This window comes from Leptospira wolbachii serovar Codice str. CDC (assembly GCF_000332515.2).
GTDB lineage: Bacteria > Spirochaetota > Leptospiria > Leptospirales > Leptospiraceae > Leptospira_A > Leptospira_A wolbachii.
In genome coordinates this window covers 235,470-248,490 of sequence record NZ_AOGZ02000001.1, presented here as the reverse complement: position 1 = coordinate 248,490, position 13,021 = coordinate 235,470, and the positions used below count along the sequence as shown (strand labels likewise).

Genomic DNA, 13,021 nt, shown 5'->3' with positions numbered 1-13,021 from the left:
TCGAAAAACTAAATAAGTTCTTATGTTTAGGAGTGAGGCTTTTATTTATTTACGGTTTCGCTTGTCTTTTTTTGTAAATCGCCTAATGTAGATAATGTTGCGAGTGCAATTGGTGAATAATAGATACTCGTCCCCACTACCATCGCAATCAAAAATCCATAAGGAAGTCCAAAAGCGATCATGCCTGTGAGGATTGCGATAATAAACTCTCTTTTGTTTTGGATTGTATCTTTCATTAAGGTAATAAGGGAGAGGGCCTCAAAAAAAAGAATCACACCAAGCATCGGTAGCGGAAATGTTTTGATTATGTTTTGGATCCCATTCCCAAAAAAAAGCCCAAGAATAATGTATAGGGAACCATAAATCACCACAGAACCTCCTGTCCTTCCGCCAAAAGTATAATGGCCTACCATCCCACCAGCTCCATGACAACATGGAATTCCGCTAAAGAGAGGAGAGATCAAATTCATCAGCGAATAAGTGAATCCAATTTTTTTGACGCTGATAGGTTTTCTATCTGGAAATAAGTCATCAGATACTTGTTTGGTGGCAAGGATGGAATTTCCCAAAGACAGCGGGATTTGGGGAATTGCCAATAACACAAAACCTTTCAGGATCATATCTGCATCTGGTAAAAATAATTTTGGAATATGAACTTCTACGTTACTTTGTATGATCGTAAGATTAAAATGGAAGGTCACCGAATAGATAATACCGAGTAAAATGACAAAAAGTGAAGCGGGGTATTTTTTGTGATCCAGTAACAACACTATGATGATAAAAGAGATAGCTGCGAGAATGTATCCTCTCGTTTGTTCGGCCGGGATATATTCCTTACAAGCTAGTAGGCACAAACTAACACCTAATCCAAACTGTAACCCTCGAACCACCGCTTTGGGAATTAATTTTGTTAGGCGATCAAGAAACCCAAATAAGGAAAGAAAAAACATGATAGTTCCGATGGCAATCCCTGCACCTAATACAATGGGCCCTGCAATTTTTCCGGTAATGACTAGAGTTGCCATGGCTTTCAGTGGTTGGACAGGCATAGGCATTTTATAAACCAGCCCCGTTAATATCTGCATCGATCCGAACACAATGAACACACTTGGTGTGTCGAGTCCAGCGGCAAGAATCATCGCAACAAGGAGGGGGAAGTCCGTTCCAATATCCCCAAAGGCACCGGCAAATTCCCGGCGGTTGAAACGTAAGGTTGAAAGCTGTAACATAGTTTAACATTAAAGTGGAACAGTCATTTCTGATTGGGAACTCGGATTTTTTAGGCAATTGGAGATTTTGGTGATGAATCCCTTTTCAGGCGGGACTCCGCTGAGAGAAGATTTAGTTGAAAATGAGACGCGTTCTCATTAATATGGATCTATTCTTCTTTAGGAGCTTATCGTTTGTGAAGGCAAAAACTTGGTATAAACTGCATCTGGCACTCGGGATCTTTGGTGCGAGTTTCCTTTTGGTTTTGGGTGTGACCGGATCTCTTTTGGTCTATGGGAAGGAAATTCAATCCCTTACAGGCTCACATTCCCTAGTAGTGGAAGAACGTCGGTTGTCCTTGGATACACTATACAAACAATTGTTAACTCAAGTTCCTGAAGGAAGTGTCGCGGGTTGGTTGGTTTCTGACTTAAATGGCCAAGCTGATCAAGTTTGGTTTCATAATTTAGAAATTCCTAGCCGCGAATCTGTCTACTTGATCAATCCATACAATGGTAAAGTCATTGGGAAACTGAAAGAGGATCGCAGTGATAGCCTCTATGGATTTTTATTAGTTTTACATTATAGTCTTTTTCTCGGTGGGGTGGGTTACTTTCTTACAGGATGTATTGCCTTAATCTATTTGTTTTTGGTGATTAGTGGGATCAAACTTTACAAACGATTTTGGATAAGTTTGTTTCGTCTGCGCTGGAAAGACAGTATACAAATTCTATTTTCCGACTTGCACAAGTTTGTTGGTATTAACGCAGTCTGGTTTCATTTGATTCTGGCAATCACTGGCGGATGGTGGAGTTTACGAGATACAGTGATACTTCGATATCCAGAAGAAAAAGTAGTTCACCATTTGTGGAAAGCAGAGGATTCGATCAATCAATTGCTAGAACAAACAAAAATGGAAATTCCTGGATTCCGATTGGGATACGTTTCTTTTCCACACCACTCTAAAGGTGAACCGATTGGAATTTATGGGAATCGTTTTGATTCTTCTGGATTTGAAAGCCGGTACGGTTCCTATGTTCGCTATGATGTGAAATCTAAAAATATATTTGATAAGGTTGATATGTCAAAAGAAAGATTCTGGAATCAAATATTAGATTCATTCCGGCCCCTTCATTTTGGAACCTTTGCCAATCATTTGAGTAAGGTAGTCTGGGTGATCGGGGGTCTTACTCCAGCGATTCTTGCTATTAGTGGAATTAGTATATTTTATATTAAGAGAAAGAATAAAAGAAGAAGAACCCAAAAAATTCCTTTGAGTTCTTCTGTGTAATCGTTAGTTTATTGCCAACATTTACTTGGATCGTAACAAACGTAAGTTCCTTTGAATCTTTCACAAGCTTCTTTAGCATTCTTTAAATCCGTTACTCCATAATAAATGTTCGCAGGAATTAGATACTTGTGTTCTCCTTCTGTAGTGTATGCGTAAGGGATTAGGTCATTGATTCCGTCAACACCGTCATAATGGCAGGCACTAATTTTGTCGCTGATGGAACATGGGCCATTAAACTTTTCCACAACAATCTGAATTCCAATTGCGTTTCCAATAGTTGTATATGTTTGTTCCATGTTTTTTTCCCATTCAGCTTGTTTTTCTAGATAAGCTGTTGAGTATTCCCTACAAAAAAGATGCGGACCGTTTTTTATGCTAAAACGATGGCTATACGCAATGTTAAGACCAAGTTTTTGACCCTCGCTCAAACTATTTGCGTAAATCTGTTGTAAGCCCAACATTGCTACCAAATCATCGTTTGATACCTTGGATTTGGGATCAAAAAGATCACATTGGAATACGGTGAAACCAATGGTTATTAGGGTGAGAAGGGTTTTTAGTTTTGTTTTCATAATTGTCTCCAGAGTTTAAATTTTATAAGTCAACATAAATCCGTATGTCTTGGGAGCACCAGGTACTGCTTGGAATGTCCCATCGATGTAAGAAGTGAAGTAATACCGATCGTTGATATTATTCATATACAAGTAAGCGGAGAGAGTATCTGTTTCGTATCCAATCCTAGAGTTGATTACATAATATGGATCACTAGATACCGTGTTATCTGCTGCAAAATACATTTGACCAACGGCCTGGAATTCAGATCGAAAAAACATTCCATATTCGTTTCTGTATTGAAGGTAACTTACGATATCGTATTTAGGAATGAAATGAACCCACTTCCCATTAAAATCTCGATTGAGAACAGAATCATGAAACTTGTTGAAAATTCCTTCGGTATAACCAGCCGAGAGACCTAGTTTCACATCCTTGTGTGGTTTTAGAAATGTTTCGAGTTCATATCCTCTGATGGTAACAAGTTCTGCATTGAGGTTTACATATTGGGAAAGGTTGATTGCTCGGACCACATGGAAGTCTTGCGTTTCTGTATAGAACTGGGTGTATTTTAATCCAAATTTTCCTTTAAAAAATTCTGATTTGATTCCAGCTTCGATGGTATCATTGATTTCAGGTTTGAATGTGGCTCTGTTTGGAATATTGACGACTGTACTGTAACCTGCATTTTTATAACCACGACTAAAACCAATAAAAAACATTAGATTCTCGATTGGTTTGTAATCAAAAATAAAACGAGAAACATTGTAGTTGTAACTATTGTTAATTGAGTAAGGTTCAGACATTACAAAAGTTTCTCCGAGTGGATTACCTGCCCGTGAAATGCCCTCTGCTTGTTCTGTATGTGATAGACGGCTTTCTTGTCGTTCTAACCTTGCACCGATTGTAAACGTAAATTTCTCGGCAAATGTATAACTGTTATGAGTATAAAAACTAATATTACGGTCTTGTAGTCTTGATAAATTTTTCTCTCTTGTCGGTGCAGTTAGACCTGGAAAATCATTTATGACGTAAACTGGGGATCTATGTTCCCTTGCTTGATCTATATTAGTTATTTTGTTCGATGAATAAATACCCGCTTTAAACTGGAAGGGGTCATTTTTGTCTTTCGATTCGACAAATATATCGTTTAGGAATGTTGTTGCCTTTTCTACATAGATGGATCTGTTCTGATCTATTGTTGTAAAATCTGAATCGGCGGTGATCGGGTCAATGTCCATCTTACGAACGGCAGATGCTGTTTTGAGATTTGCATGAGGCAATTTTGTAGTCGTTGCGAGAGAGTACGTATTCCCTGTAACATTACTTTTCCCTTCATAATCCCAGTAGACTTTTCTATCTCCGTTGACTCTGTTTGTATATGTTCCATATAACTTGGAACAGTTGGAAGGCATGGCAACACAGCCTTGTAATAAGGCTTTTTCTCTTTCCGATTTGGCACCTAAATAATTGACTAAGTTGAGAGAACCATCATCGAAACTTTCGGCACTGACTTGTAAGTCAGCCTCAAAGATATCGTTCGGAGTGAAGAACAAACGGAAGCGCCCCGCTTTTCCCTTCCTACCATCGGGATGGGTTTTATAAATTTCTACAGGAGCTTCATAAGGTCGATTGGTTGGATAATAAAATCCTGTTACGTTTGATAGGTATCCTTCTCGTTCCGTAGTTTTACCTGCGATTCCAAAAAATAATTTATCTTTGATGATGGGTGCATTGTAATAAACAGATGTTTCTTGTTTTTTATAATTTCCGGCATCGAAAGTAATTTTCCCTTCAGCAACATTAGTTGGTTTTTTAGTGCGGATTTCAACGACACCTCCTTGAAAGTTTTTTCCAAACAAGGTTGCTTGACTTCCACGATACACTTCGATATTCTCAATACCATATAACTCAGTGTTAAGCGCTACATTGTCGTTCAGAGGAATCCCATCTAAAATTAAACCCACAGCCGGTTCACTGAAGGCAATACTTCGCATCCCTCGTATGTTAAAATATGTAAAGTTACGTGATCCCGAATCGATGATGGAAAAATTCGGGACCTGTTTATCGATATCGTTGGTTCGATTGATACCAGCGTCTTGGATGTCTTGTTCGTTCAAACGGCTGATACTATTTGGAGTCCGAAGGATCTCCCGATCTCTCGGGTCTTTTTTGCCAGTAACACGGATCCCTTGTTCAGTAGGTTTGGACCCTACACTCGGGCTCGTTTCCAGTCCTTCTTTTACGGGGTCTGGTTTTTTCTCTGTGTTTTGAGCGAGAAGGGGGGCGGAAAAGAGACAGAGAATAAAAATAAAAAACAAACTGCTGTTTTTAGTGAAGGAGGGCTGGAATGAGGAGAAAATCGGGAGGGCGGGTGGCAACTCTATGTGAGAACGATTCTCAAAATGGGAACTCATACGGCCATTCCTTCGCCTTACTCCTTCGCTGTCTATAAAATAGTGAGAATAGGACTCAATATCAAAATTAGGGATTTTCCTCGAGAGTCAGGCTTGGTCTGGCGATCTCCGCATTTTTTTAGTCTAAAGCTTCATGAATCAAACGAACACAACGGATAGAAATGTCTTTCAAACCACGCTACGGATCCTGCTCGGAGCTTTTTTGGTTTTCGCTGGAACCGGCCACCTAACATGGCATAGGACAGAGTTTTTGGCCCAGGTGCCAACTTGGTTGCCAATTGATGCTGATTTAGTTGTGTTATTGTCGGGGGTGGTGGAAATCAGCTTGGGTTTATCTTTGATTTTTCTTCGCAGCAAACAAGTGCAAGTTGGTTGGATAGTCGCTTTGTTTTTTGTGATGATTTTCCCCGGAAACATATCTCAATATGTGAATGGGATCAGCGCTTTTGGTTTGGATACTGATAGAGCTCGTTTGATACGTTTGTTCTTTCAACCGGTGCTTATACTTTGGGCCATTTGGAGTTGTGGGTCTTGGCAAGACTTTCGTGCGAAGAGTAAAAACTAAATTACAATTTTCAGATTGCTTTTCGGCATAGATGATACTTCCTGATTGTATCTGTAGGTGGTGTTGTGGTTAAAAATAGTATTTCTATACTTGTTGGATTGGTTTCGGCAATGGCCATCATGATGACCTTCGAGTTTCTAAATTCTTTTTACGTGAAACCACCAAGTGATGAGATCCTGGCCAATCCAGAATTACTAAAAACTTTTATGACAAACCTACCTACATCCGCATACATACCAGTATACTTGGGATATATATTTGGTTCCTTGGTTAGTGGTATTGTAACGACAAAACTAAGTAAAAACCATGATTCCTTGATGGTAATTTTAGTTGGTAGCCTTCTTACTCTTGCGAGTGTTTTTAATTTTTTTATCTTTCTTCCTGGTCAACCTTTGTGGTTTGTTTCCATTAGTTTGTTATCCTTTCTTCCATTTACTTGGCTCGGAAAAAAATTAGTTTCAAAACATTAATCCATCAAAAATAATTTCTATGTTCTATGATGAGGCAACGATTAGAAACAACACGGATTCCTGCCTCCTCCGCTTTTTTTTCAGCTTCTGGATGAGATATCCCCAATTGGAGCCATATCACTTCAGTCCCTCCCAAACTTAAAATTTCGTCTATGACTTCGGGGATTTTGTCAGAACTTCGAAAGACATCGATAAATTTCCGGTCTTCCTTGGGAACCTCTTTTAAAGTTTTATAAATATTGAATCCACCGACACTGTGTTCTTTGGGGTAAGTTCCAACGACATCCCATCCTTTATCACGAATGTAAACAGGAACATAATGACTTGGTTTGGAAGGATCATTACTCAGTCCGTATACAGTTATCTTTTTATAGGATTCAAGAAGGGATTTGATTTCGGAATCTGCTACATTCATATAGGTAGTATAAGCGATGGATTGGAAATTGCAAGTGTAGAAATTATATATTTCCTGGAAGTAGGATGGAGAAAAGATTGGTTTAGGTAACAATTTAATTATGAATACTCTTGAAAAAAAATTCTACGAAATGCGCAGTAAAAAGAACAATTCGACGATTGATTCGTTCGCACTCTTTGACGCATTAGAAACTGTTTCCATTGAAGATACAATCGGCCAATGGCATGGATCAGGATTTCACACTTCACATACAATGGACGGTGCTTTAGAAACGTTCAATTGGTATGGAAAGGAATTTGTGGATGCTGATAATGTACATCCGTTGGTGTTTAAATCTTTTGGGAAATCTTTATTTAAAGTAAATCCCTCCCTAATGCCTGTTCGGTTAGCGACATTGATCCCATCGACAAACTTATGGCCCTTACGTTATGTATTTTTATTAGTTCGCTTTTTATTCCAGACTTCGAAATCAAAAGCTCGTGTCCGACGTATCGAGTTTCGTGGGCAACTTACTGCTGCAATGATTTATGATAATCTTCCCATCCATGACGTATTTAAAAAGGTAAATAAAGACACACTGTTTGGATGTATGGATTATAAGGGAATGAAACAACCTTTCTTTTTTGTTTTGGAAAGGGACAAATAAAAAAATAACAGATCATTGTGTCTCAATATATAACAATGATCTGTAGATTTTGTCTGTTACGAGTTTAGTCGTTTAGCCAAGCAATTCCTGACTCTAAACTAGGAACCGACTTTAGTTCTACATTCCCGGTCTTAAGTGTTTGGTCATCTATCGAGATGGCCGCCAATGCTGAATTCGGGACTACCACTGCCATTTTTCTTAAGCTGGAATTACTTGCCTTAGGAAACCAATTGACGTTCACCCATTCCTGTGCAGATCTTGTGACTAGCCCCATCCTTCTCGTATCAGCTAGCCACTTACGGATGTTATTCTTGTTTATAATGTTTAGGGCTTCTGTTAATATTTCTGTATATTTATCTTCACTGAAATTGGGTGTCCACACGACTTCGAGTAAATCTTTTTCTTTAATATAATAGATGCTCCCAATTTCCGATCGAAATTGGAGTTTATGAGTGGTTTCGTCCCGATCCGAAATAGAAGACTCATCTGATACAATATTAGTTTTAAAAAGATCAACCATAGAAATGAGTTTGTCTGCAGTACTTGCGATTGCGGTGATTTTTTCTGCGAATAAATCGCTACTTTCTGAATCACTGAAGGAAGATTGGCTGATGGATGAAACTGACGCCATTACTTCGTTCGTTGCAGTTTTATGTTCTGTTACTGCATCTTTGATTTCTTCGGATCTTTCTTTTACAAAAATTGCTTCTTTTAAAAGTTTTGTTTTTAATTCTTTTTGCGTATTTACAGCAGAGTGAACTTCAGAAATTTTCCCCGAAATGGAATCGATGTTTCCTATGATTTCTTGGATCTCCATTGTTGTTTTTTCGATACGTTTCCTTCCTAAAGAAACATCGTTTTGATTTTTCTTCATTAAAGAATCTATTCCTTTGACCGCACCCGCAGTTCTTTCTGCAAGTTTAGAAACTTCTTCGGCAACGACAGCAAATCCTCTTCCTGCGTCTCCAGCTCTTGCTGCTTCAATGGATGCATTGAGAGCAAGCATGTTGACTTGTTCGCTGATTTTGGAAATGACATCTACAGTTTTAGAAATCTCAAGGGAACTGTGCGAAAGATTATCCATAGCTTCGTTCATTGTACGCAGTGTATTTTTTCCAGCTTCTGCTCGATCAATGATATTTTTTATGGAGTCTAGAGTTCCTTCTACATACTCACTAGTTCTATCGATAGCCATCGAAAGGTTGTCCACCTCAGAAGTTAAGTTATTCATACTTTGAGAATTGTTTTCTGCAATATTAGAGATAGATACGGCTACACCAGATATTTCTTCTATGGAAGCTGAAACTTCTTCGGTTGCTGCAGATTGTGACTGGAGATTACTTGAGAAGTCAAGAGTCACTAGTTTCATTTTTTGTGAATCGGAGGAAAGGGTATCAGCAGAGGTTTTGATATGTTGAATAAGTTCCCCTTGAGCTTGTAACATTCTATGAAAGCTCAAATAGAATTCGGATAATAAATCATTTTTCTTGTAAGGAAGTCGAACTTGCAAATTCCCGAGGCCTACTTCTTTAAAAGCAACTTCCAATTTTCCGAATATTTTGCTGAACCAATTGCTCAAAACCAATCCAAAAAGAAAAACTAAAGCAACAAGAATGGTAATTTCAAAACCGATTGTCATTGTTAGGTTTTCTGGTAATGCATTTTGTATTTTTAATACTATGGCCATGCTGATTAACAACAAAGTACCAAATGTCAAAAAGGAAAGGAGGAAATACAATTTAAGTTTTGAATGCATAAGCTTTCTCATTCCAGTTTTCACAATAACAAACGGGATGCTAGCCTAAAAACGGAGAAGGCGGAAATTTGATTTTTGTACGTGACATAATGGCAAATTTACTCGATTGCGAATTCTAATTGTGTTGCTACAAATCGTTTGGTGGATTTCCCAAATTTTTTTTCGATATCTATCAGCGTATGTACTAATTGATCGAAAGCTTTGCTTTCTTTTGGAACGTCTACCAACGAATGAATTTGGTTTTTCTCACCGACACTTCTTTCAGAAACGAACTTGATTCCGGATTTTGTGAGTACTGCTTGGTTCCCATTTGTGATGGCTACGGTTTTTGATTTGTATGTACGAGAATAGGCATCGGCTACTAAGGCCAAAGAAATTTCATCCATTCCTTCATACATAGTAATCCCAATCGTTTCATGGTTCCAAAAGAAAATTAGATTCCTTGCTGCCGTTACATACTGTTGCCAATCCAAATGAAATTTTTCACTATTGTGTTTCTCATCCCAATGAGGAACTCCGAGTTCCTTTGCCATTTCTTTTGCTTTTTTTGTTCCCGCTATGGATTCAACTAAAGCCAATGAGACTGGAATGGAAGCAGTAACCCCTGTGGTTGTTATGATATTTTTATCTTGAACGTATCTTTTGTTTTTAATCCAAACTGTATCTGAAAATGTTTTAGATAGTTTTTCTTTTGAATACCAATGACCGGTAGCATGTTTATTCTTTAATAACCCTGCATAACCCAATGTCCAAACTCCATCGCAAATTCCAACAATGGTTGCACCACGATCGAATTGATTTTGAATCCAACGGATGATCGTTTTGTTTTCTGCATTGTGTATGGCGGGAACGATCACAAGATCAGATCCCTCTGGGTGAAGGTTATCAAAGTCATCAAGGGACATATTGATTTCTATGGAGAGAGCTGGAAACATATCTAATTTACCTTTGTTTTCAGCTATTGCGTACATTTCAGCAATATCCGAACGTTTTAAAATCCCATAGGGGACAATGAAGTCCGTAAGTTCCGTATATTGGTTTTCTCCGATAACAACGATTACTGGTTTTTTGTGACTGGATTTAATTGAAAGGGGTTCTAAATGGTCATTTATTCGATCGTATGATTGACCAAACAGATTTAAGGAACTAAAACCAAAGATAAAAATCATTACGAACGTAAAAGTTTGCAACAAAAACATATTGGGAATGAAAAGTTTTTTTTGGGGAATGTATTGATTGTAAGGTTTCATACGCTGAGTATCACCGATTTTTTTGAATCCGTCGTCCGTTCGGATACGGACGGAATAGAAAGATACAAATTTTTGATTTAAAAAAATAGACAGCGGGCTTTTTACTTTCTTAATTGTTTTATGAATTTGATTCCGTTTACGGGAGGAGTGGTTGCTTTGCTTTTGGCTATTTCCCATTGGATAGAAACGGTGGAAAAAAGCAGTAAGAGAGAACAAACGTCTTCTCCTCTAACTCTGGTTTCCCTTAAACAAATTCAATTAGGAACAGGTTATATTTATCGGTATGCATCTGCATTTTTGTTCCTATCTCTTGCAAGCCTACAATTTCATATTTATGGTGAATTGACAGAGGAAATAAATTTTTATCCCTACCTATATGGAATCCATATTCCTTGTCTTTTTTTAATTGGTCCTTTTAGTTATATTTACTTTGAAGAAATGAGTGGAGGAGGATTTTATAAAATCCGAATTCTTCATTTTTTACCAAGTGTTCTAAGTTTGCTTTATATTTATCTTATACGGCCAGCGGATTATCGGTTGCCTCCTATGGGTTTGCACACTTTAGGCCACAACTCTGAGTTTGAATATTCCATTCAATTATTGCTTAGCTTTGGAGTTATATCGATATTTACTTATACGATTTCAATTTTCTTTCGAGTGTGGCAGTGGAAGTATGGTTCGAAGGACAAACTTGAATTTTCCTTTTGGCCCTTTTTATGGCTGTTAGTTTATTCTTTATCGGTTGTTACTTTGTTTGTTCTTTCTCAGCTATTTTTTATGCAAATGTTTATTTTGGCCTGCCTTGGCTTAACTTCTCTATTGAGTTTTATTCTGTTGTTTAAAATGAATCACAGAGAACTCATCCCCAATTTTAAAACAGAAACTCGTTTGGCGCGATACAGAGAAAGTAGAATCAAGGGAGTTAATGTACCTCAGATTTTACAAAGACTAGATGACTTAATGAATTTGGAACAATTGTATTTGAATGAGGACCTTAGTTTACCGATTCTTTCGAAGCGATTGGATTTACATACACACCAACTTTCTGAAATATTAAACTTCCATTTGAGATGTACGTTTCGTAACTATGTCAATCAGTTTCGTTTGCAGGAGGCAGCGAGGCTTCTTTTGGAAAGACCTGATATGACCATATTAAGTATTATTTATGCATCTGGATTTAATTCTAAATCTTCATTTCATAAACTCTTCCAAGATCGCTTTGGACTTTCACCACAAAACTATCGATTGCAATCCAAATAAAATTATTTCCTTTTGGGTTTCTTTTTGGCCTTTGGTGCGAGTTTTTGTTTAGGCAACTTTTCACCTAAGACAGCAGAAAAGTATTCCCCTATAATTTTGTCAGACCATGAAGTGGCTTTCCATCCTTGAAAGTATGCAATATGGCTTCCTCGTTTGGTGTGAACATGGATTGTGTTAGGAAGGGTTTCTAACCAATGGAGATTTTCTAATACGTTTTGGTTTACACAGATTGGGTCGTCCGCCGAATTCAAAACAAGGAGTGGGGTTTTGATGTTATTGGCAACGAGAACTGGATTGGAATGGTAATAATAGTTTTCCTTATCTTTGAATCCAGAAATGGCATGGAGTTTATCTTGAAATTCACCGATAGTTTTAATTTTTAATAATTCATCTACACCTTTTAGTTTGGATAAACTTTCGTAATGATTTTTTAAGAAGTAATTAATCAATCTTTGTCCCATGATCTTGCTATATACAGGGTGAACTCGATGAAAGGCTTTTTCGATATCATACGCCGGCGAAACCGCAACCGCTGCAGTAAATTTACTTTGAACTCCTGATTCTCCCAAGTACCGAGCAAGTAATCCTGATCCCGCTGAAATTCCGACACCAAACATTTGTTTTTTGGGATATTTTTTTTGAATATAAGATAATTGTTCTTTGAGATCGGAAGTTGAACCCATTGTGTTAATTTTAGGTTTGGTGAGAGGAAGGTTCCCGTGTCCTCTCCGAATGCATACAACAACAATCCAACCATATCGTTCTCTTAAGTATTTTACGGTAGTTTTGACATCTTGTTCGTCTCCGCTAATTGTGTGAAATACAACAACAATCGGATTATTTTCGTTAGCTGTCGCTGTATTGATTCCAGACCAAGCAAGTCCAGTGATTCCACCGTCTTTCATTGTTAACTGTTCCAACTTGTCATACTGATAAGGTTTTGTCCGATACTCGCGTAACATAAGGAAAAACAACATTAGATGTTGGTTAAAACACCAAAAAGTTGGATAATATTTCGTTGTAAGGTCTGGAGATTTTTCGATTACTCGTAATAAAAAATCGGATTCGCTAAACCTAAGAACCGGAGTTTCTACCACTTGAATAAAATAGTAAAATAGAAAAACTAAGGTTACAACAAAAGAGAAAGTCAACAATGGATGGTTGGCAATGGATTCCATTCAATTTTCCTA

12 protein-coding genes are annotated in these 13,021 nt (G+C 37.7%); 5 read left to right on the top strand and 7 right to left on the bottom strand.

Going from position 1 to position 13,021, the window contains the following annotated elements:
* Positions 1-41: 41 nt before the first annotated feature.
* Positions 42-1,229: a putative sulfate/molybdate transporter gene (locus LEP1GSC195_RS01170; protein WP_015679615.1), complete on the bottom strand. Its 1,188-nt coding sequence runs from the start codon at positions 1,227-1,229 to the stop codon at positions 42-44.
* A gap of 176 nt (positions 1,230-1,405) precedes the next feature.
* On the opposite strand from LEP1GSC195_RS01170, the gene LEP1GSC195_RS01165 reads away from it, so the two are divergent.
* The gene (locus LEP1GSC195_RS01165; RefSeq protein WP_015679543.1) at positions 1,406-2,500 is read left to right on the top strand and encodes a PepSY-associated TM helix domain-containing protein; all 1,095 of its coding nucleotides are present in this window, start codon (positions 1,406-1,408) and stop codon (positions 2,498-2,500) included.
* An 8-nt stretch (positions 2,501-2,508) separates the two neighbouring features.
* Here the strand turns inward: LEP1GSC195_RS01165 and LEP1GSC195_RS01160 are convergent, their stop codons facing one another.
* Positions 2,509-3,072 carry an LIC_11695 family lipoprotein gene (locus LEP1GSC195_RS01160; protein ID WP_015679478.1) on the bottom strand — a complete coding sequence of 188 codons (564 nt, stop codon included), beginning with the start codon at positions 3,070-3,072 and terminating at the stop codon, positions 2,509-2,511.
* 15 nt (positions 3,073-3,087) lie between these two features.
* On the bottom strand, positions 3,088-5,469 hold the full coding sequence (locus tag LEP1GSC195_RS01155; protein WP_015679562.1) for a TonB-dependent receptor: 2,382 nt from the start codon (positions 5,467-5,469) through the stop codon (positions 3,088-3,090).
* A gap of 133 nt (positions 5,470-5,602) precedes the next feature.
* Here LEP1GSC195_RS01155 and LEP1GSC195_RS01150 point away from each other — a divergent pair, with 133 nt between their 5' ends.
* The gene (locus tag LEP1GSC195_RS01150) at positions 5,603-6,034 is read left to right on the top strand and encodes a DoxX family protein (protein ID WP_015679632.1); all 432 of its coding nucleotides are present in this window, start codon (positions 5,603-5,605) and stop codon (positions 6,032-6,034) included.
* 65 nt (positions 6,035-6,099) lie between these two features.
* On the top strand, positions 6,100-6,504 hold the full coding sequence (locus tag LEP1GSC195_RS01145) for a hypothetical protein (RefSeq protein ID WP_040506164.1): 405 nt from the start codon (positions 6,100-6,102) through the stop codon (positions 6,502-6,504).
* A 4-nt stretch (positions 6,505-6,508) separates the two neighbouring features.
* On the opposite strand, the gene LEP1GSC195_RS01140 is transcribed toward LEP1GSC195_RS01145, so the two are convergent.
* Complete coding sequence (locus LEP1GSC195_RS01140) at positions 6,509-6,919, bottom strand: CoA-binding protein (RefSeq protein WP_040506163.1); 411 nt, start codon at positions 6,917-6,919, stop codon at positions 6,509-6,511.
* Positions 6,920-7,019: 100 nt separating this feature from the next.
* On the opposite strand from LEP1GSC195_RS01140, the gene LEP1GSC195_RS01135 reads away from it, so the two are divergent.
* Positions 7,020-7,565 (top strand): DUF4334 domain-containing protein, encoded by a 546-nt coding sequence (locus tag LEP1GSC195_RS01135; RefSeq protein ID WP_015679586.1) that lies wholly within the window; start codon positions 7,020-7,022, stop codon positions 7,563-7,565.
* A gap of 64 nt (positions 7,566-7,629) precedes the next feature.
* On the opposite strand, the gene LEP1GSC195_RS01130 is transcribed toward LEP1GSC195_RS01135, so the two are convergent.
* Positions 7,630-9,321, bottom strand: a complete 1,692-nt coding sequence (locus LEP1GSC195_RS01130; RefSeq protein WP_015679547.1) for a methyl-accepting chemotaxis protein — start codon at positions 9,319-9,321, stop codon at positions 7,630-7,632.
* Between the two features lie 98 nt (positions 9,322-9,419).
* Complete coding sequence (locus tag LEP1GSC195_RS01125; RefSeq protein ID WP_015679673.1) at positions 9,420-10,571, bottom strand: DJ-1/PfpI family protein; 1,152 nt, start codon at positions 10,569-10,571, stop codon at positions 9,420-9,422.
* 120 nt (positions 10,572-10,691) lie between these two features.
* On the opposite strand from LEP1GSC195_RS01125, the gene LEP1GSC195_RS01120 reads away from it, so the two are divergent.
* The gene (locus tag LEP1GSC195_RS01120; protein WP_040506162.1) at positions 10,692-11,831 is read left to right on the top strand and encodes an AraC family transcriptional regulator; all 1,140 of its coding nucleotides are present in this window, start codon (positions 10,692-10,694) and stop codon (positions 11,829-11,831) included.
* A gap of 2 nt (positions 11,832-11,833) precedes the next feature.
* Here the strand turns inward: LEP1GSC195_RS01120 and LEP1GSC195_RS01115 are convergent, their stop codons facing one another.
* On the bottom strand, positions 11,834-13,009 hold the full coding sequence (locus LEP1GSC195_RS01115) for a YheT family hydrolase (RefSeq protein ID WP_015679714.1): 1,176 nt from the start codon (positions 13,007-13,009) through the stop codon (positions 11,834-11,836).
* Positions 13,010-13,021: the final 12 nt, after the last annotated feature.